Genomic DNA, 18,520 nt, shown 5'->3' on the forward strand with positions numbered 1-18,520 from the left:
GGGGAAAGAGTGACTGGCTTGGCTTTGAAGGTCGTCCCAGACGGCGTAACCGGACCCGGCCGGGGTGCGAAACCGGGGAATCGTAAGGCTTGGTCCCCGGTGGGGCTACTGGTCCGCGGCCGGATACGCCCGCGGCAGGCCGCCGTTCTCGCGCGGCACCTGGGGCCGCAGGTAACGGTCGCGCAACTCGGTCTGGCGGCTGCGCATCTCGATCGGCTTGCCATCGAACCACACCTGCAGTGCGACCGCGCTGACCTCCAGCGGGTCGCCGCTCCACAGCACCAGGTCGGCGCGCTTGCCGACGGCGATGCTGCCGAGTTTGTCGGCGACGCCGAATGCCTTCGCCGGCACCGAGGTCAGCCCGGCCAGGCCGTCTTCCCATGGCAGCCCATTGGCGACCGCGTTGCCGGCGAGCTGGCGGATCTTGCGCGCGTTGTGGCTGGCATCGCCGCCCTGGCTGAAGCCGACTGCGACACCGGCGGCATCCAGCCGCGCTGCGTTCTCCATGCTGGCGCCGAGTTGATCGAAGCTGGACGGGAGGTTGGCCAGCGGGTCGACGAACACGGGAACCTTGGCTGCCGCCAGTTGCGGGGCGAGCTTCCAGGCCTCGGCGCCGCCAGCGATTGCGACGTTGACGCCGTGGCGGTCGGACCAGCGCAGCAATTGGCGGATGTCGGCGGCGCGGTCGACCTCGACCACGACGCGGCCACCGCCATCGAGGTACGTCTTCAGCGTCGCGCGACCGGCCGGGGTCAGCAGTGCGGCGTTGGCGTCGGGCGCGATCTTGCCGCGCGCCTCGCTGATCAACTGGTCCAGGATCATCCATTGGGCGGCGCGCGAGCGGCCGCTGAGGCCGGCGGCGTCGCTGCCGAGGTCGACGAACAACACGTTCGGGCCGGCCGGGTCGACGCTGCCGTTCAGCCGCATCACTGCGCCCTGGCCGCCGATGATCGAGCCGCCTTCATCGCTGCCGGCGCTGATCAGGGTCCAGCCGATGCCCTCGATCCGGCTGACCGGGATCAGTATCGAGGCCGGGTTGAAGGCCAGGGTCACGTCGAACTCGGGGCGCACCGTCATCTGGTGGGTGTCGGCGCCGAGCGCGAGGGTGTTGTCGACGGTTGAACGCTCGCCGGAGACTTCCTCGATGCCGATGCCGGTGATGCCGCCGAACAGGGTCGGCGTCAGCCGCCGTTCCTGGGCGTCGACGACCTGGGCGCCGGCCGGGGCGGCCAGTGCGGCACCGATCGCACGGATGGTGCCATCGCTGACCAGCACATCGGTATTGGTCAGCGTCGCCGGGGTGCCGCCGGTATGCACGGTGGCATTGCGGATCAGCAGATCCTGCGCGCTGGCGCCCAGCGCCGTGAACGACAGCGTCGCCAATGCCAGCAATGTCATGGAGGCGCGAACAACCGGCCCCTTGCCGACGCGGCTCACAGCACACCTCCGGCGCGGATGCGGTCGCCGGTCGACTGGCCAAGCATGAAGTCGGAGGTCGGTTGCCGTGCCGGGTCATCGCGGTCGTACACGCGCGCGCCGTCGACATAGACCTGCTCGGCCTGTGCGTAGACGCTGAACGGGGTGCCGTTCCAGACCACCACGTCGGCCATCTTGCCGGTCTCCAGGGTGCCGGTCTGGTCGAGGATGCCCATCGACTTGGCCGGGTTGGCGGTCAGCCACTGGATCGCGTGCTCGGGAGTGATCTCCATGCCGGCCAGCTTCGCGTGTGCCATGACCTTGGCCGCCTCCTGGTTGAGCCGCTGGATGCCTTCCTCCGAGTCGCTGTGCACGATCGCGCAGCTGCCGGCCGGGCGATCGACGATCGCGATGTTCTCCTGGATACCGTCGAAGGCTTCCATCTTGAAGCCCCACCAGTCGGCCCACAGAGCGGCACAGGTGCCTTCTTCGGCCAGCCGGTCGGCCAGCTTGTAAGCCTCCACGCCATGGTGGAACGCGGCGATCTTGAAGTTGAACTCGTCGGCCAGGTCGAGCATCGTCGCCATCTCGTCGGCGCGGTAGCAATGGATGTGGACTTTGATGTCGCCGGCGATCGCGCCGGCCAGCGTTTCCATTTCGAGGTCGCGCTTGCCGCCGTTGCCTTTGTCCTTGCCGCCGTCGGAGTTCTCCTCCGACTGCCACCAGCGGCGCTTTTCCGACTTCTTCGCGGACTTGCCATGCTTCTCAAGGTATTCGGTCGCCTCGATGAACGCGGCGCGGTAGCCGGCGACGTTGCCCATCCGGGTCGACGGCCCGCCCTTGTCGCCATACACGCGCTTGGGGTTCTCGCCGCAGGCCATCTTCAGGCCCCAGGGAGCGCCAGGAAACTTCATCGCCTGATAGCTGACAGCGGGCACGTTTTTCAGGGTCACACCGCGTCCGCCCACCAGGTTGGCCGAGCCGGGCAGGATCTGCAGCGAGGTGACGCCACCGGCGCGGGCCGCGTTGAAGCCCGTGTCCTGCGGCCATACCGAATGCTCGGCCCAGACGGCGGCCGTCACCGGTGCGGTGGCCTCGTTGCCGTCGCTGTGGGCGCGCACGCCGGGGCTGGGGTAAACCCCCAGGTGCGAGTGCACGTCGATGATGCCCGGAGTAACCCACTTGCCGCTGCCATCGACCACGGTGGCGCCGGTGGGCGCGGCCAGCCCGGTGCCGACTTCCACGATGCGGCCATCAGCCATCACCACGTCGGCGTTGTCCAGGCGCACGCCGGTGCCAGTGAGCACGGTCGCGCCGCGGATCAGCACCGGTGGCGCGGCAATCCGTTCATAAGTACTGGGGTAGGGGTCATTGGCGAACGACGATGAGCGATCGCCGCTGTCAGCATGGGCGCCGCTGGCGAGCGCAAGCCCGAGCGCAACCGCTAACGCGGCAACAGGTAAACGAAGCATTTTGAAGTCCCCGGGGTTGAGTGCGTACGCTGGCGATGACGATGCGACAGTCTGCCTGCACCGTAGCGGTGGTCCGTGTTGGTGCCAACCCTGACGATGGTCATGGATACCGCAGCCATCGCAACTTCTGCGACGTGTGCACGGCACACTGTCGGCCTTGGGAGGACTGCGTCATGGAACAAGGGATCTATCTGCTGCTGGGTGCCGTGCTGACCTGGGCGTTCTACTTCGCCCGGCGCCGGGTCGAGCGGCGCAACACGGTTGACGCGATAGAACGCAACCAGAAGCTGCTGACCCTGAAGCAGGGCCTGGAGGGAGCCAATACCAGCCTGGATGAGCTGCGCCGGTTCGAGAGCCAGCTGATCGGCAAGGCCGAGGCCGCGGTCCGCATGGCCGACCGCTACGTCAGCCAGGTCGAGCTGGTCGCGCGGGAACGTGATGACCAGTCGCTGGACGAAGAGGCGATGAACCTGCGCGCGATCAGCTCTTTCCAGCAGGCCGACGCCCACCTGGACCAGTTGGTCGTGCGCCTGCGCGCCGAGCTGGATGGCCATGGCCTGGCGGCCTTCGAGGCGGTGCACCTGGGTTGGCTGGGGTATCGCGAGCGGTATGCGCGCTTCATTGCCGAGACCTATTCAGGCGGCGCCATCCAGCCGCTGATCCATGCCGTCACCCTGGAAAGCATCACCGTTGCATGGATCACCGAGCTGGAGACCCAACTGGGCGACGGAGATCTCGACGAGGACGTGCTCGACGAGGGCGTGTCGGGCTGACGCCGCGCCTAGGCGTTGCAGCGAAAAGCACTGCAGCGACAATAACGGGCTCCCTGATAATGTCGGTTCCCAAACCAGGTGATGAGGGCAGGCAATGGATATTACGGCGCAGGAAGTCGTCGAGTTCTGGCGTGATGCGGGACCGGAACTGTGGTTCAAGGGCGGTGCCAGGTTTGATGTCAGCTGCCGCGAACGCCTGCTGGATGCGCACATGGCAGCATCGCGGGGCGAACTGGAAAGCTGGGGCGAGTCGGCCGACAGTGCACTGGCGCTGGTGCTGCTGTTGGACCAGATACCCCGCAACGTATTTCGCGGGAGCGCGCACGTTTATGCGACCGACCCGATGGCGCGAGCGGTCGCCGAGCGCGCCATCGGCCGCGGCTTCGATGTCCAGGTGGAGGCGTCGCTACGGACGTTCTTCTACCTGCCGTTCGTGCATTCCGAGGCGATGCTCGACCAGCAGCGGGCGCTTGAGCTTTACCAGTCGATGGATCAACCCGATGCCGACAAGTGGGCCGTGCACCACCATGGCGTCGTCGAGCGTTTTGGCCACTTCCCGCATCGCAACCATCTGCTGGGGCGGGCAACCACGCCGACCGAGCAAGCCTGGCTGGATGAGGGCGGGTTCAGTGGCTGATTAACCAACCGCACCCCGGGGCATGACACGCATGTCCGGGGTGGTTGCCGGGCCGATCAGTAGGTCGGCACGCTGGAGTCGACTTGCTCGCTCCACGCGGCGATGCCACCTTCGACGTTGGACAGGCGGGTAAAGCCCAAGCTGCGGAAGTGCTCAGCAGCTTGTGCACTACGGCCGCCGGAGTGGCAGAGGAACGCGATCGCGGTGTCCTTGGGCAATGCTTCCAATTCGGTCCTGGCGTCCCCGTCAAGAGTCTTGAACGGCACCTTGATGGACGCTTTTTCGCGCTCATCGGCAGGGCGTACGTCCACCACCATCAGCTCACCGGCTGCCACCTTGGCCGCCGTGTCGCTGACACTGATCGAGTTGACCTTCGGCGGTGCGTTCGGGTTTTCGATCACCAGCCCGCGGCCGCGCGCGTCGTCGGCCCAGTCGATCGTCAGCCCGTGCGCGCGCTGGGCGCTGGCCAGGTCGAACTGCACCCGCAGGCCTTCGGTTTCGCTGGTGATCGCGGCGGCGTCCACCGGTGCCAGCTGCAGCTTGGCGTTGAAGCGGGTATCGATCTCGACCTGCAGCGCATAGCCGTCACCGGCGTTGGCCACCGCCTCGCCCAGCATTTTTGCCGCCGCCGGGGTGATGGTGATCGGTGGCGGGGTGCGGTCGGGAGCGGGAACGCCCAGCGCGGTGTACAGCTCGCCGGAGTTGGCGATCTGCTCGATGATGTCGCTACCGCCGATCAACTCGCCGCCGATGTACAGCTGCGGGATCGTCGGCCACTGGCCGTACTGTTTGATGCCTTCGCGGATATCCGGGTCCGACAGCACGTCGACATGCTGATAGGCAACGCCGGTGGCCCCCAATGCGCCGACCGCCTTGGCCGAGAAGCCGCACTGTGGCGCGTTCGGCTCACCTTTCATGAACAGGACGACGTTATTGGTGGAAAGCAGTTGTTCGATACGCGAACGCAGGGCGGGGTCGAGGGACATGGCAGGTTTCCGTAATGCGGGTGGAGGTGTCAGGCAATTATGCAAGTGTACCGAGGCGCGCCTGACGCTGGCATGATCCAGATCAGTTCCGTCCAGATCATGTCCGTCCAGATCATGCCCATTGCCCGCCTGCACCGCGTTCCGCGCCACCCCCATGCCTGCTGGATCGCCTTGCTGCTGTCGCAGTTGCTGGTTGCCGCGGCTTGGTGGCTGTGGAGTTGGAAGGTCGGGTTGCCCTTGATGCTTGCCAGCCACCTGCCGTTCCTGTGGGGCACGCTGAAGGCCGACTCGGCGCTGTTCAGCCCGGTGCTGTCGCGATTGCCGACCCGGCAGAAGCTGGTATGGCTGACGATTGACGACGGCCCATCCGACGATACCGCTGCGCTGCTGGAACTGCTGGACCGGCATGGCGCGAAGGCAACCTTCTTTGTCGTCGGTGAGCGCGCGCAGGCGCGACCGGAGCTGGTGCGCGAGATCGTCCGGCGCGGCCATGGACTGGGCAACCACAGCCACGGCCATCCGCAGGCGGTTTTCTGGGCGCTCGGTCCGGCGCGGATGCGCGCCCAGGTGGCGCAGGCGCAAGTGGTGCTGACCCAAATCAGTGGTGTCACGCCGCGCTGGTTCCGTGCCGTGGTCGGGATGGCCAACCCGTTTGCCGCCGCCGCGCTGCGCGATCAGGGTCTGGCCCGGGTGGCCTGGAGTGCACGTGGCTACGACGCCGTGGTGGCCGATCCGGCCAAGGTCGTGGCACGGATCGAGCGTGACCTCGCTCCCGGCGCGATTGTATTGATGCACGAAGGCGCGCCGCACGGTCGCAACGTGGAGACGATCGAGCTGTTGCTGCACCGGCTGGACGGGTTGGGTTACCGGACCGTGTTGCCGGAAATGCTGGAAGCCGATCTGCGGTGACGGCGTCGACCGGAGATATGCGTCCAGCGTCAGTCTCATCCAGGTCTGGCCGCCACCACCAGCCAGTTGTTGAACGGCGTGTTGCCATACAGCGGCGTGAACCGTGAGTGCAGGCCCGCCGCATTGAAGCGCTCACGCAACGTGGCTTCGTCCGGGTAACGGCGTGGACCGGTATTCATCCAGCCCACCAGCCGCGAGAACACGTCGACTGCATGGGTGATGCGGGCACGCGCGCTGCCGTCGTCCAGTCCGGTCCGGATCACCAGCCGGGCGCCGGGCGTGAGCATCGCGATGGTCGTGTCGAGGGTGCGGTGTTGTGCGTCGGGCGCGAGGAACTGCAGCACATCGAGGATCGCGACACTGCCGCGATGATCCGGCAGTCCGCGTGCAAGATCGATGCAATCGAAGGCGACGTCCACCAGGCCCTGTCGTTGTGCTGCGCTGCTGGCGCGCGCGATCTTGCCCGCGTCGTTGTCGACCCCGCGATAGCCCAGCTTCAGGCCATCCTCGCGCAACGCATGTGCCAGCAGGCCCAGGCCGCAACCCAGGTCCAGCAGCGGCTGGCTACTGCCGCGCAAGGCCGCACAGACGCCGGGATAAAGCGGGTCGCTGCCCAGCTTGCCGCGGCTGTAGTAATGGTCCCAGCGGTTGCCGTCGCCGCCCGGCCCGAATGCGCTGGCGATGCGTCGGGCGCGCTCTCGGGAGAACGGACGTACGGTCGGCCCCATCAGCGGCGGTCGGGATGATCGCCGGAACCTGAGCCCGGCGCGGCACCGAGGTCGGTCGTGTGGGCACCATCGCCCAGCAGTTCGCGTGCGATCGGAAACGCCTGCGTGGCCCATCGCTGGTACATCGGCGCCGATGGATGCAGGCCGTCGTCGACCAGCATCGAGACCTCACCGCCATGCGTACGGCTGACCGGGGTAATGTCGACAAACGCGACCCCATGGCGTGTGCACAGTTCGGCGGCGACCGCGTTGTAGGCATCCAGCTGTTCGGCAATCAGGGCGCCGACGCGGCCTTGTGCGATCGCGAACGGCGTCACCCCCCAATCCGGGATCGACAACACCAGCACCCGGTCGGCGCGTCCGTCCACCAGCGCGATCGCACGCCGCAGCAAGTCGTGGAACTCGCCGCGGTACTCGGCCACGCTGCGGTCGCGGTACTGGTTGTTGACCCCGATCAGCAGGCTGACGAAGTCCCAACAGCCCAGTGGCTCCTCCAGATCCATGGCGCTCGACAGCTCGTCGGTGGTCCAGCCGGTGGTGGCGATCACGCGTGGCGCGGCGACATCAATGCCGGCATGGCGCAGCTGTGCGGCCAGCACCACCGGCCAGCGGTCGACCTCGGACACGCCCTCGCCGATTGTGTAGCTGTCACCGAGGGCGAGATAGCGTAGCGGGCTCATGTCAGGCCACCGCGACCCGCGTTGGCAGGGTTGTGATGGCTGGCGCCGGGCGGTCGGCTGCGGACGGGTTCGTCCGCGCCGCGATCCGCTCCAGCACCCGCTCGATACGGCGGAACACCTCGGCCAGCTGCTCGGGCTGCGGCAGCAGAGTGACCCGGAAATGGTTGCGGTAGGGCACGTTGAAGCTGGAACCCGGGACGACCAGGACGTCTTCGGTCTCCAGCAATTCCAGCGCGAAGGCGTGGTCGTCGAAGCCGGCGATGCCGGTCACGGCCGGGAACGCGTACAGCGCGGCGGCAGGGGTGACCAGTTCCAGGTAATGGCTGGCGGCGACCGCCTCGATCACCATCCGGCGCGCCTCGTGCAGCCGACCACCCGGAGCGCACAGTTCGCTGATGGTGTCCTCGCCATGCAGGGCGGCTTCGATGGCGAACTGCCCGGGGACGTTCGAGCACAAGCGCAACGCGCCCAGCAGGTCCATCGCGTGGTGGAAGTCCGCGCTCAACGCCGGATCGCCCGACAGTACCGCCCAGCCCACCCGCCAGCCACAGGCACGATGGACCTTGGACAACCCGCCGAACGACAGGCACGGCAGGTTGCCGGCCAGCGGCGCGATCGGCTCGAACCTGGCGTCGTCGTAGAGAATCGAGTCGTAGATCTCGTCGCACATCAGCAACAGGCCATGACGCGCGGCGATATCGACCAGCTGCAACAGCAACTCGCGCGGGTAGCTCGCTCCGGTCGGGTTGTTCGGGTTGATCAGCACGATCGCGCGGGTGCGCTCCGATACCAGTGATTCGATTTCCACCGGGTCGGGCAGGAAGGCATTCTCCGGCGCGCAGCGGTAGTACACCGGACGGCCGTCGTTGAGGATCGTCGCGGCCGACCACAACGGGTAATCGGGCGATGGCAGCAGCACCTCGTCGCCGGGGTTGAGCAGGGCGCGCAGTGACAGGTCGATCAGCTCGCTGACGCCATTGCCGATGAACACCCGCTCCGCCGCCACGCTGGGCGTGCCACGTTGCCGGTGGAATTCCGCAATCGCCTCGCGCGCCGCCGGCAGGCCTTGCTGATGGGTATAGGGGTCGGTATCGGCAATACGTCCGGCAATCGCCCGTTGCAGGTGCGGCGGGGCACGGAAGCCGAACGCACCGGGGTTGCCGATATTGAGCTTGATCAGGGTGCGGCCCTGCGACTCCAGTTCACGTGCCCGGCGGGCGAGCTCGCCGCGGATCTCATATCGGACTTCAGACAGACGGGCACGGGTTTTGAGCTGGGACGGAGGCATCGCGGTCAGGCTGGATAAGGATGTTCCGCCAGACTATCCGATTCCCGCGCGGTTTCGCAGCGGCCGGGTTTGCCCTGGCCATCGCAGTTGCGTCATCGCCACGTCTGCCAAGCGGTCCCGGCGCGCAGACGGGCAGGACATATAGGTAAAATCGCCCCATGCGCCGATTCCGCCACTTTCCGTGAGTCCCGAGCTCGCCCTGCAGGCGATCGGCTGGCCGCTTGACGACGACGGCCTACCCGCGGTCGCCGAATGGCGCGAGCTGATGGCGCAGTTTCCGCAAGCTCGCCCGGCGCGCGTGGTCGAGCAGCATCGCAGCGGCTATGTCGTCGCCGACGGGCCAGACCACAGTTTCCCGGTGGAGTCGTTGCCCGAATGGCAACGCGCGCCGAGCTACAAGCAGGGCATGACCCCGACCGAGCAGCGCGCCGGCGTGGGTGACTGGGTGCTGGTGCTCGATGCCATCGAGAAGGACCAGATCGTCGCCCTGCTGCCGCGACGCACCGCGATCAAGCGCGGCGCCGCCGGTGAGCATTACAAACAGCAGTTGATCGCGGCCAACATCGACACCGTGTTCGTGGTCTGCGGGCTGGACGCGGACTTCAACCCGCGCCGGATCGAGCGCTACCTGTTGCTGGTCAGCGGCAGCGGCGCAGAGCCGGTCGTGGTGCTGACCAAGGCCGACGAAGCGGACGATATCCCCGACTCACTGGCCGCGTTGATTGAACTGGCCGCGCAGGATGTCGCGGTGCGCGCCGTCAATGCCCGCGACCCCGACAGCGTCGCATCCCTCAATCCATGGTTGCGGCCGGGCACCACCGCAGTGCTGGTGGGCAGCTCCGGCGCGGGCAAGTCGACCCTGACCAACACCCTGGTCGGCAGCGAGCGCATGAAGACCGGTGCGGTGCGTGAAAGCGACGAGCGCGGCCGCCACACCACCACCCATCGCGCGCTGATTCCGTTGTCGACCGGCGCCTGCCTGATCGATACCCCCGGCATGCGCGAGTTGAAGCCAACCGGGGAGGAGGTTGTCGCCGAGAACTTCGGCGATATCGAAGCGCTGGCAGAGCGCTGCAAGTTCCGCGATTGCAAACACGACCAGGAGCCGGGCTGTGCGATCCGCGCGGCCATCGAGGCCGGCAAGCTGGACCCGCGCCGTTTCACCAACTACCTCAAGTTGGAAGAGGAAGTTGCCGGCGCCGCGGAAAAGCTGGCAGCACGTCGCGCGCAGAACGTCGCGGCCACCCCGGCTGCCACGGCAACGGGAAAGAATGCGGCCGCCAAGCCTGCGGGAAAGTCGCCCGGGAAACCCCCCGGAAAACCCCCGCGGCAACGGCCCCAGGTCGACGACGACTATGGCGAAGACTGACCCCGACATCGCCCACCACACCGCGCTGGACGCGCGCATGGTGCAGGCGGCGCGCGGGATCAAGGTGCTGACCCTTGCCAGCTGGCCGGCCGCAACCGCGAGCACGTTTCTCGCCGACCACGCCCGCGGCGTCACCCGGTTGCCGCAGGTCGCCTATCCCCGCCACGACTTCAGCGAAGCCCGCACCGAGTTGGCCGCGATCGCGCGCGAAGCCGATGCCAGCCACCCGCTGGGCCAGTACCTGATCGACGCCACTTCCAGCTGGGAAACCGCGGCCCGGCTGTGCGAGGCGCTTGGGACCCCGGCAGTCACCGAGCTGTCGCAACAGCTCTACGGCAGCGTTGATGCACCATTGCCAGGTAACGGACCAAGCGCGCGCGTGGCGGCGCGGCATTTCATCGAGATCGCGGACCAGTTCGACCGCGAACTCGTCTCGCCCGCCGAGCAGGTCGAGATTTCCGCCACCGCCCTGCAACTGCAATTGCAGGGCGACCTGGACGACTACTTCAACGACCGCATGATCGAGGTCGTGCTGGATCCTGACCTGATCGCCAAGGCCGCCGCCGGTGCGACCCGGATCCGCCTGCGCACCGGCGCGGCTTTCACCGATTACGATCGCCACCAGCTGTTGCAGCACGAAGCCTTCGTCCACTCGCTCAGCGCGCTCAACGGCCGCGAGCAACCAGTGCTGGGTAGCCTGGCGTTGTCCTCGCCACGTGCAACCGCGACCCAGGAAGGGCTGGCGACCTTTGCCGAGCAGATCACCGGCGCCATCGATATCAGCCGGATGAAGCGCCTGAGCCTGCGTATCGAGGCCATCGCGCAAGCGCTGGAAGGTGCGGATTTCATCGAGGTATTCCGCTTCTTCCTCGACAGCGGTCAAACCCCGCAGGAAAGCTTCGCATCAGCCCAGCGCGTGTTCCGTGGTGTGCCGACCACCGGCGGTCACGCCTTCACCAAGGACACCGTCTACCTGCGCGGCCTGATCGGCGTCCACACGTTCTTCCGCTGGGCCCTGCGGCGACGCCAGCTGCGCCTGTGCCGCTGGCTGTTCGCCGGCAAGATGACATTGGGCGACGTGCAACGGCTGGCGCCACTGTTCGAGTCCGGCGTGCTGCTGCCACCGCGCTGGCTGCCGACCTGGGTCGCCCGCGCCAACGGCCTGGCCGGCATGCTCGCGTTCTCGCTGTTCGCCAACCAGATCCGGCTGGACACGATCGACGACACGGACTTTGCGGATATCTGAGGATGAAGCTGTGACAGCCGGCGGGCAGTGCTTATTGCCCGTCGTCAGCCACCAGGGCAGGTGATTCGGTCTCGGCAGAGTCGCTTTCCGGTCCGTCCTGGATCTCGCCGATAATCGACTTGAACAGGCTGATGAACTCCTCCGCCGCTTTCGACGGTCGCCGGTCCTCAAGAAAGACGCAATCCACGTTGAACCGGATCGGCGGTGCAAACGGACGGAAAGAAACATCGTCCTGCACCGTGGCGCGGGCGGTGAACTCGTCGACCACCGTCATCCCCGCGCCATGGCGGGTCAGTGCGGCAGCGGTATAGAAGGTCTGGTTCGACACGACTTCGCGGATGGCCACGTTGCTGCGCCGCAACTCGCTGGCGAGTGCATCACCGACCGGCCCGCTGGCGGTCAGCCCGACCACCTCGCGTCCATGCATCAGCGACAGGGGAACCGATTCACCCACGTCGGGGACATCGTCGTTCTGGAAAAGCAGCATCATCTGCGCGGTTTTCAGCAGACGTCGCTTCATGCGCGGGTGCAGTGGCGGCGCGTAGGCGATCGCGATGTCGCAGGTACGCTCATAGAGCGCCTGGAACAGTTCGTCGTGGTGCAAGGTCTGCACGTCGAAAGTGATTTCCGGATGCATACGGCGAAAACGGGCGACCGCCAATGGCGCGACATGTAAACCCAGAGACGGCACCACGCCAAGACGGATGTGGCCACCGCCGATATTCTTGATGTTGCTGATGGTCTTCTGCAGCGATCCCAGGCGCTCGAATATCTCGTTGACTTCCACAAACAGCGCATGCGCTTCGTCCGTGGCAACCAGACGACCCCGCACCAGCGTGAACAGCTGCAACCCGAGCTTGGACTGCGTGTGGTGCAGCACCTTGCTCACCGAAGGCTGGGATACATGCAGTGCACGCGCAGCGGCACTGATCGAGCCGGTCGTATAGACGGCGTGGAACACTTCAATTTGACGAAGGCGCATCCCCTGATCTTAGGGCAGCCAGATCAAACATGACAAAACATGCCCAAAGCGACCACGCGGCGCAGATGCCGGTGGCGCGCCCGGCTACTTCTCCAGCAGCGCTTGCATTGCCCGCTCGCCGGCACCCATCGCCAGCGTCCAGCCCAACATGCCGTGACCGACGTTGACCACGAGGTTGGGTTGAATCCGCTGGATGATCGGCACCGAGCTGGGCGTCATCGGACGCAGACCCGCCCACGTACTGTCGACCGCGTCGTACTGGGCGGCGGCAGGAAGGGATTCACGGGCCATCGCCACCAGATGCTCCGCCCTGCGTGGGTCGACGGCCGCGCTGCGATTGCCGACCTCGGCCAGGCCCGCCACGCGCAACTTGTCACCCAGCCGACAGAACACCAGCTTGCGATCGATGTCGGTGATGCTGACCCGCGGCGCCATGGTTCCCGGCGTGGCCGTGAACGAGTAACCCTTCACCGGCAGCAGCGGCAGTCGCATGCCCATGTCCCGCGCAAGCGCCACAGCATCCACGCCAGCGCAGGACACCAGCTTGCGCGACCGCAGTCGCCGGCCGTCGCGCGCTTCCAGGTAGACACCCTCCGGCGTGGTCGCGAGCTTCGCCACGTCGAAGTTGAAGCACGCCGTCACCCCGTAATCGGCCACCAGCAACGCCAGCAAGCCCACGCAGAATCGCTGCGGATCACCTGCCTCCTCCGCCGGCGAATGCACCACGCCGACCAGGCCGGACGCGCCTGCCAATGCCGGCTCGATGTCGATCGCCTGCTGCGGGCTGAGGATACTTTGCTCTACGCCGTGCTTCTGCTTGGTCGCCACCATGGCGGCGGCGGCGTCCAGCGCGCCAGCGTCACGGAAAAGGTGCATCTTGCCCGGAGTGGTGTGCTCGAAGGCGATGTCATGGCGCTGCAGCAGGTCGTCCATTGCCGCGCGCGACTGTGCCGCCAGATCGAGTACGGCAAGCGTGTTCGCGCGGAATTTTTCCGGCGTGGCATTGGCGAGGAAGGCGATGCCCCAGCGCAGGAAGTCCGGATCCAGCGACCAGCGCATCGACAACGCCTGGTCCATGCCCAACGCAATCGATGGCAGCTTGGTCCAAAGCGATGGGCTGGCCATCGACTCGGTGTAGGCGTAACTGAGTTGAGCGCCGTTGGCGAAGGACGCGCCCATCGCCGGGCCGGATGCGCGATCAACGATGCGCACCGACAGACCGCGGCGGGCCGCTGCGTACGCGGTTGCCATGCCGACCACGCCCGCGCCCACGATGGTGACGTCGACGAGGGCATCATCGACGTCGCTGCTTGCGCTCGCCGGAGTCTCAGGCCCATCCGGGGCGGAGCGGGGCGGTTTGACGGTGCTGGCCATCAGTGCGTTACCAGTTTGCCCACGCCTTCACGCCGAGGGTCGGCGGCCCATTCGAGCACGCCATCGCGGTAGAACACCCCATGCAGGCCGGAATCCTCGCCGGAACCCGCGCGTATCGTCACTCCACGCTGCGAAAGCGCGTCCAGCACGGCTTCCGGGAAACGGGACGCTTCACCGTTGAAGTGGCTGCCGCGCGCAACCAGGTTGGGCAGGTCCACCGCGTCCTGCAGTGGCATGTCCCAATAGACCAGGCCGACCAGCGCCTTGCCAATATAGGCCGGGATGGCAGACCCGCCGGGCGAGCCCAGGGCGCCGACAAAGCGTCCGTCGCGGTCGAGAATGATGATCGGCGTCATCGAGGACCGCGGGCGCTTGCCGCCGGCGATCGCATTGGCGGCACCGTCGTCGCCAGCGCCGCTGGACCAGGAGAAATCCGTCAGCTCGTTGTTCAGGAAAAACCCGTCAACCATGCGGCCAGACCCGAAAAACGACTCGATCGTGGTGGTGACCGAGGCAGCATTGCCCCATTGGTCGATCACGACAAAGTGGCTGGTGCCGCCGGGCTCGTCGGTACGGTCGGGTCCACGCGCACCCGCGCCGGGTGGCTGCCCATGTTGGGGGGCCGGGCCTGCCGTGTTCCCGATCAACCCGCGGCGCTGGTCGACGTAGGCCGGGTCGAGCAGGCCATCGACGGGGACGTCGTCAAAGGCCGGATCGCCGACATAGTGGTCACGATCGGCGTACATGATGCGGCTGGCTTCGGCGAACAGGAACCATGACTGCGGGTCTTCGGGACCGCGCTGGTCGATGTCGGTCTCGTCCAGCAATGCCATGAGCTGCAGCAGCCCCACGCCACTGGTCGGCGGACGCGGCACGCAGATGATGTAGGCGCGCAGGGGGCGGCACAGCGGCTCGGTCTTTTCCGCTGTGTAATCCGCCATGTCCTGCATGCTGAGCTGCCCGGGACGCGGCAGTTCATGGGTGCGCGCAACAATGGCGCTGGCAAGCTCACCGCTATAGAACGCCTGCTCGTTGCCCTGCGCGATCTTGCGCAGGGTCTCGGCATAGTCGGGGTTACGCAGCAGGTCGCCGGTCCCCTTCAATTGGCCATCGGGGGTGGAGAAAAATTGGCGCACGTCCGGCGCGGACGCCTGCGGGAACGTGCCCTGGATGTGTTCCTCAAGCCGGGGGGTGATGACGAAACCCTGCTCGGCCTGCTGGATGGTTTCCGTGAACAACTCTTCCCACGCCAGCTTCCCGTGCTCGCGCTGGGCCTGTGAGAAAACCGCAACGGTACCGGGAACGCCCGTGGAGCCACCCGAAAGCATCGCGTCACCGCGCGGCAGTGGCTGGTGGTTTTCGTCCTCGAACAAAGTGCCGTCGGCCAGTGCAGGCGCGGCTTCGCGGCCGATGTAACTGGTCACCGCCTGGCTGCGCGCATCGTAGGCCATGATGATGGCGCCGCCGCCAATGCCGGAACTCTGCGGCTCCACCAGACCAAGCATCATCTGGACGGCAACGGCGGCGTCCATGGCGGTCCCGCCGCGGCGCAGCACCGCCGTTCCCGCATCCACGGCAAGCGGGTGGGCGGCGACCACCACGCCTGCGGTCTTGCCCTCGCCAGCGTCGGTCCCGGGGTCGCGGGGCAATGCCAGGCAACCGAGCAGCAGCGTCGTGCCGACCAGTGCAAGCAGTGCGCGGGCAGGCCGGTTGAAGCTGGCGGCGAAATCGGGACGGCGGGCGGCTACGCCGTTGGCGGCAGAACGGGGTTTGCTCATGGGCAAATCGTAGCCGCACAGCTGAATGGGCGCCCCTCACATTCAATGGCACGCGGATAGCTGTCAGTTATGGGTGTGGGCGGCCGCCCTATTCAAGGAAGTTCATGAAGCCGGTAATGATCAGGGCGTTGGTGAAGTCGATGAAGAACGCGCCCACCAGCGGCGCGACCAGGAAGGCGCGCGGCGCCACCCCGTAGCGCTCCACCAGCGTTTTCATCACCGCCATCGCGTTGGCGGTGGTGCCGAGCATGAAGCCGATGAATCCGCCGCTCATCACCGCGGCGTCGTAGTCCTTGCCCATGGCGCGGAATACGACCACGCAGAACGCAACCACGATGGCGACCTGGATGACCAGGTTGATGGCCAGCGGCATGGCCATTCCGGCCAGCTCCCACAGCTTCAGGTTCATCAGTGCCACGGCCAGGAACAGGGCGAGGCAGATGTTGCCGATCAGGTCGGTGGTGCGCACCGACAGGCCGATCCAGCCCGTCGCGTCGTCGAGGTTTCGCACCGCCGCGCCCACCAGCATCGCGCCGATGTAGGCCGGCAGGGTCAGGCCCAGTGCCTCAAAACCCCGACCGATCCAGACCCCCAGCCACATCGCCACGAGGATGAAGATGATGCTCTTGAGTGCGCTGAACTCGCGTTGTGCGTCGCTCAGCTCCGGATCCACGCTCAGCTCGGTCACATCCGGCACTTCCGTCGGATGGCCGCCGGGAGTCTTCAAACGCCAGCGCCGGATCATCACGGTCGCCACCGGACCACCGACCAGGCCACCGCAGACAATGCCGGCCATCGCCGAGGTGATCGCAATCGACTCCGCGCCGACCAGCCCGGCCTCCTCGAACAATGGCGCGAACGCCAGCCCGGTCGCGGGACCGCCGGCCAACGTGGCCGATCCCACCAACACCCCGAACAGCGGATGCAGGTCGAACATCGCCGCCACGCCCAGGCCAACCAGGTTCTGCACGACGACAAACCCCGTCGCCAGTCCCAGGAAAATCGCCACCTGGCGCCCGCTGATGCGTAGCAGTGCGAAGCTCGCGTTGATGCCCAGCGTGGTGAAAAACGCGACCATCAGCGGTGTCTGCAGCGACGTGTCCAGTTCAAACAGCGTGGTGCCTTGCCCGTGGAAGAACATCACGATCAGCGCAACCACCAGGCCACCCACCACCGGCTCGGGAAGGTTGTAGCGCCGGAATACCGGAATGGCGCGACACAGCGCGTATCCACCCATGAGTGCCAAGCCGCCCAGGGCGACGGTTTCCACCGCGTCAAGTCGAAGCAATTGATTTCTTCCCGTGTTCTCGAAAGGTGATCAGGCGTTTATCCAGTGTCATGGACAAGTGCCAATGGTTGGCGCGTGGTGACGCCCTCTCAAAACAGAGCAATGGGACTCGACCATAGGTCAGTGGGGCGGTTGACGTAATTGATAAAACACGGCCCTTCCATAGCCATGCGTTATGGGCTGTGTGTATGCGATCAGGGCGCGGGCGTCAGCCGGCCGTCGGCCTGGATCACCTGGTCGGCGTCGCCCGACGGGACCAGTTGCACGCGCGACCGGATCGGGACGCCGTCGTAGCTCGGGATGTCGTGGGTCAGGCGCCGGAAGATCCATGGCGGCACATCTTCGGCGACCCGCAGCCTTGTGACGGCCGCGTCCTCGTGCCGCAGCAGCTCGGCCAACGCCGGCGAGAACACCGCCTGCAGCTCGCCGACGTGGCGGACCTGCCGCATCACGTTGATCCCGTGCCAGAGCGACAGCACAGCCAGCAGCACCACCAATCCACGGCCCCAGCGTGCCAGCCGCGGCCAGGCGCAAGCGGCCAAGCCGACGGCGAATGCGGCGAAGCCATAGCCGTACTGGTTGCTGGCACCAGCGAGCACCAGCACCGGGCCCAGCGCGGCGGCGCCACCGGCGAGCAGGGCGACGGCCCAGCGCCAGCCGACCCGCCACAACGCGGCCAACAGCGCCAGCATCAGCACGCAGGAGACGATGAAACGCGTGTTGCCGAACCCCCGTGAGAGCGTCGTCTGGGCTTCGAACACGCTGATCTGCGGCAGGAAAGCGTAGTACTCGAGCCAGCGCTGCGGGATGTTCGCCAGCGACCAGGCATAGGCGTCCGGCCCGTCGACACCGGCCAACATGGAGAACCGCAGCAGCAGGTAGGCCAGCGCCGGCACCACCGACCCCGCGAACGCCCAGCGCCAGCCCCCTCTCGTGCGGTCCAGCAACCACGCCACGGCCAGCAGCGCGGGGATCGAGAGCGCGGCCTCCTTCGCCAGCAGCGCGACCGCGGTCAGCACGGCGGCGGCGATCGCGATGTGCCATCCCGGCCAGCGCGAGGTCGCGACCCACGCCACCAGCAAGCCGCAGCCCACCCAGAGCAGGTCGCCGATCGTGCCGACCCAGCCGTGCACGTACATCGCGTAGGGCCCCAGCGCGAACATCAGCGCCGCCAACGCCGCCCGTCGCGGCAAAACCTCCAGCCGGACCAACAGGCCGGTCAGCAAGGCGGCATTGAGCGCCCCGGCAGCTGCGATTACGGCATGGAATGCCTGCGGCTGGTCGAACAGGTGGTGCGACAGCCAAAGCCACAGGTTGAAGGTCAGCGGACGGTACTGGAACACCACCAGGTCGAACCAGCCGACCCACGGCAGCGTCGCGCCGGGCGCAACGTTCGCCGCCGCCGCCCATTGCAGCTCGTCATGGCTGAAGTAGCCGGGGTTGGAAAGCAGCGGCCACTGCACCAGCACCGTCAGCGCGGCCACCAGCAGCATCCAACCGCCGGCCTTCAGCCGGTCCCGCGTCCATTCCTGCATGCCTGTCCCCATTGAAATGTGCCCCGATTCTCGGTCAATCGCGCTGCCGTTGCCACGAA

16 protein-coding genes are annotated in these 18,520 nt (G+C 66.7%); 5 read left to right on the forward strand and 11 right to left on the reverse strand.

Annotation, left to right across the window (positions count from 1 at the left end; genetic code table 11):
- Nucleotides 1–105: 105 nt before the first annotated feature.
- Together ACW7G1_RS14430 and ACW7G1_RS14435 are read right to left on the reverse strand one after the other, a co-directional pair.
- Nucleotides 106–1,398, reverse strand: a complete 1,293-nt coding sequence (locus tag ACW7G1_RS14430) for an amidohydrolase family protein (protein ID WP_456980454.1) — start codon at nucleotides 1,396–1,398, stop codon at nucleotides 106–108.
- 35 nt (nucleotides 1,399–1,433) lie between these two features.
- Nucleotides 1,434–2,888: an amidohydrolase gene (locus ACW7G1_RS14435; protein ID WP_456980455.1), complete on the reverse strand. Its 1,455-nt coding sequence runs from the start codon at nucleotides 2,886–2,888 to the stop codon at nucleotides 1,434–1,436.
- Between the two features lie 173 nt (nucleotides 2,889–3,061).
- Between ACW7G1_RS14435 and ACW7G1_RS14440 the strand changes: the two genes are divergently transcribed.
- Both ACW7G1_RS14440 and ACW7G1_RS14445 read left to right on the forward strand, forming a co-directional pair.
- Nucleotides 3,062–3,661: a lysozyme inhibitor LprI family protein gene (locus tag ACW7G1_RS14440; RefSeq protein WP_456980456.1), complete on the forward strand. Its 600-nt coding sequence runs from the start codon at nucleotides 3,062–3,064 to the stop codon at nucleotides 3,659–3,661.
- A gap of 94 nt (nucleotides 3,662–3,755) precedes the next feature.
- Nucleotides 3,756–4,298, forward strand: coding sequence for a DUF924 family protein (locus ACW7G1_RS14445; protein ID WP_456980457.1), 543 nt, complete (start codon nucleotides 3,756–3,758; stop codon nucleotides 4,296–4,298).
- A 56-nt stretch (nucleotides 4,299–4,354) separates the two neighbouring features.
- Here ACW7G1_RS14445 and grxD read toward each other — a convergent pair whose 3' ends face one another.
- A complete protein-coding gene (grxD, locus tag ACW7G1_RS14450) occupies nucleotides 4,355–5,284 on the reverse strand; it encodes a Grx4 family monothiol glutaredoxin (RefSeq protein WP_456980458.1) in 930 nt (309 codons plus the stop codon).
- Nucleotides 5,285–5,356: 72 nt separating this feature from the next.
- Here grxD and ACW7G1_RS14455 point away from each other — a divergent pair, with 72 nt between their 5' ends.
- Nucleotides 5,357–6,193 (forward strand): polysaccharide deacetylase family protein, encoded by an 837-nt coding sequence (locus ACW7G1_RS14455; RefSeq protein ID WP_456980459.1) that lies wholly within the window; start codon nucleotides 5,357–5,359, stop codon nucleotides 6,191–6,193.
- Nucleotides 6,194–6,228: 35 nt separating this feature from the next.
- Here the strand turns inward: ACW7G1_RS14455 and ACW7G1_RS14460 are convergent, their stop codons facing one another.
- Genes ACW7G1_RS14460 through ACW7G1_RS14470 form a run of 3 tightly spaced genes read right to left on the reverse strand, consistent with a single transcriptional unit; the run spans nucleotide 6,229 to nucleotide 8,889 of the window.
- The gene (locus ACW7G1_RS14460) at nucleotides 6,229–6,921 is read right to left on the reverse strand and encodes a methyltransferase domain-containing protein (protein WP_456980460.1); all 693 of its coding nucleotides are present in this window, start codon (nucleotides 6,919–6,921) and stop codon (nucleotides 6,229–6,231) included.
- On the reverse strand, nucleotides 6,921–7,601 hold the full coding sequence (locus ACW7G1_RS14465; protein WP_456980461.1) for an SGNH/GDSL hydrolase family protein: 681 nt from the start codon (nucleotides 7,599–7,601) through the stop codon (nucleotides 6,921–6,923). The genes ACW7G1_RS14460 and ACW7G1_RS14465 overlap by 1 nt, the downstream gene beginning before the upstream one ends.
- A gap of 1 nt (nucleotide 7,602) precedes the next feature.
- Complete coding sequence (locus ACW7G1_RS14470; RefSeq protein WP_456980462.1) at nucleotides 7,603–8,889, reverse strand: aminotransferase class I/II-fold pyridoxal phosphate-dependent enzyme; 1,287 nt, start codon at nucleotides 8,887–8,889, stop codon at nucleotides 7,603–7,605.
- Between the two features lie 181 nt (nucleotides 8,890–9,070).
- Between ACW7G1_RS14470 and rsgA the strand changes: the two genes are divergently transcribed.
- Nucleotides 9,071–10,258 (forward strand): ribosome small subunit-dependent GTPase A, encoded by a 1,188-nt coding sequence (gene rsgA / locus ACW7G1_RS14475; RefSeq protein ID WP_456980463.1) that lies wholly within the window; start codon nucleotides 9,071–9,073, stop codon nucleotides 10,256–10,258.
- On the forward strand, nucleotides 10,245–11,504 hold the full coding sequence (locus ACW7G1_RS14480) for a flavohemoglobin expression-modulating QEGLA motif protein (RefSeq protein ID WP_456980464.1): 1,260 nt from the start codon (nucleotides 10,245–10,247) through the stop codon (nucleotides 11,502–11,504). Before rsgA ends, ACW7G1_RS14480 begins: the two co-directional genes overlap by 14 nt.
- A gap of 31 nt (nucleotides 11,505–11,535) precedes the next feature.
- On the opposite strand, the gene ACW7G1_RS14485 is transcribed toward ACW7G1_RS14480, so the two are convergent.
- The 5 genes from ACW7G1_RS14485 to ACW7G1_RS14505 all read right to left on the reverse strand — a co-directional run bounded on the left by ACW7G1_RS14485 (nucleotide 11,536) and on the right by ACW7G1_RS14505 (nucleotide 18,461).
- Nucleotides 11,536–12,486 (reverse strand): LysR family transcriptional regulator, encoded by a 951-nt coding sequence (locus tag ACW7G1_RS14485; RefSeq protein ID WP_456980465.1) that lies wholly within the window; start codon nucleotides 12,484–12,486, stop codon nucleotides 11,536–11,538.
- A gap of 84 nt (nucleotides 12,487–12,570) precedes the next feature.
- Nucleotides 12,571–13,860 carry an FAD-dependent oxidoreductase gene (locus tag ACW7G1_RS14490; RefSeq protein ID WP_456980466.1) on the reverse strand — a complete coding sequence of 430 codons (1,290 nt, stop codon included), beginning with the start codon at nucleotides 13,858–13,860 and terminating at the stop codon, nucleotides 12,571–12,573.
- Nucleotides 13,860–15,638 (reverse strand): gamma-glutamyltransferase family protein, encoded by a 1,779-nt coding sequence (locus tag ACW7G1_RS14495; protein WP_456980467.1) that lies wholly within the window; start codon nucleotides 15,636–15,638, stop codon nucleotides 13,860–13,862. The genes ACW7G1_RS14490 and ACW7G1_RS14495 overlap by 1 nt, the downstream gene beginning before the upstream one ends.
- 88 nt (nucleotides 15,639–15,726) lie before the next feature.
- On the reverse strand, nucleotides 15,727–16,926 hold the full coding sequence (gltS, locus tag ACW7G1_RS14500; protein WP_456980468.1) for a sodium/glutamate symporter: 1,200 nt from the start codon (nucleotides 16,924–16,926) through the stop codon (nucleotides 15,727–15,729).
- Between the two features lie 194 nt (nucleotides 16,927–17,120).
- On the reverse strand, nucleotides 17,121–18,461 hold the full coding sequence (locus ACW7G1_RS14505; RefSeq protein WP_456980469.1) for a hypothetical protein: 1,341 nt from the start codon (nucleotides 18,459–18,461) through the stop codon (nucleotides 17,121–17,123).
- Between the last annotated feature and the right edge of the window lie 59 nt (nucleotides 18,462–18,520).

This window comes from Lysobacter sp. A378 (genome assembly GCF_054052125.1).

Bases quoted from the DNA above. Each gene is read 5' to 3' on its own strand.
- ACW7G1_RS14430 (WP_456980454.1), bottom strand. From the start codon at position 1,398: ATGACATTGCTGGCATTGGCGACGCTGTCGTTCACGGCGCTGGGCGCC.
- ACW7G1_RS14435 (WP_456980455.1), bottom strand. From the start codon at position 2,888: ATGCTTCGTTTACCTGTTGCCGCGTTAGCGGTTGCGCTCGGGCTTGCG.
- ACW7G1_RS14440 (WP_456980456.1), top strand. From the start codon at position 3,062: ATGGAACAAGGGATCTATCTGCTGCTGGGTGCCGTGCTGACCTGGGCG.
- ACW7G1_RS14445 (WP_456980457.1), top strand. From the start codon at position 3,756: ATGGATATTACGGCGCAGGAAGTCGTCGAGTTCTGGCGTGATGCGGGA.
- grxD (WP_456980458.1), bottom strand. From the start codon at position 5,284: ATGTCCCTCGACCCCGCCCTGCGTTCGCGTATCGAACAACTGCTTTCC.
- ACW7G1_RS14455 (WP_456980459.1), top strand. From the start codon at position 5,357: ATGATCCAGATCAGTTCCGTCCAGATCATGTCCGTCCAGATCATGCCC.
- ACW7G1_RS14460 (WP_456980460.1), bottom strand. From the start codon at position 6,921: ATGGGGCCGACCGTACGTCCGTTCTCCCGAGAGCGCGCCCGACGCATC.
- ACW7G1_RS14465 (WP_456980461.1), bottom strand. From the start codon at position 7,601: ATGAGCCCGCTACGCTATCTCGCCCTCGGTGACAGCTACACAATCGGC.
- ACW7G1_RS14470 (WP_456980462.1), bottom strand. From the start codon at position 8,889: ATGCCTCCGTCCCAGCTCAAAACCCGTGCCCGTCTGTCTGAAGTCCGA.
- ACW7G1_RS14480 (WP_456980464.1), top strand. From the start codon at position 10,245: ATGGCGAAGACTGACCCCGACATCGCCCACCACACCGCGCTGGACGCG.
- ACW7G1_RS14485 (WP_456980465.1), bottom strand. From the start codon at position 12,486: ATGCGCCTTCGTCAAATTGAAGTGTTCCACGCCGTCTATACGACCGGC.
- ACW7G1_RS14490 (WP_456980466.1), bottom strand. From the start codon at position 13,860: ATGGCCAGCACCGTCAAACCGCCCCGCTCCGCCCCGGATGGGCCTGAG.
- ACW7G1_RS14495 (WP_456980467.1), bottom strand. From the start codon at position 15,638: ATGAGCAAACCCCGTTCTGCCGCCAACGGCGTAGCCGCCCGCCGTCCC.
- ACW7G1_RS14505 (WP_456980469.1), bottom strand. From the start codon at position 18,461: ATGCAGGAATGGACGCGGGACCGGCTGAAGGCCGGCGGTTGGATGCTG.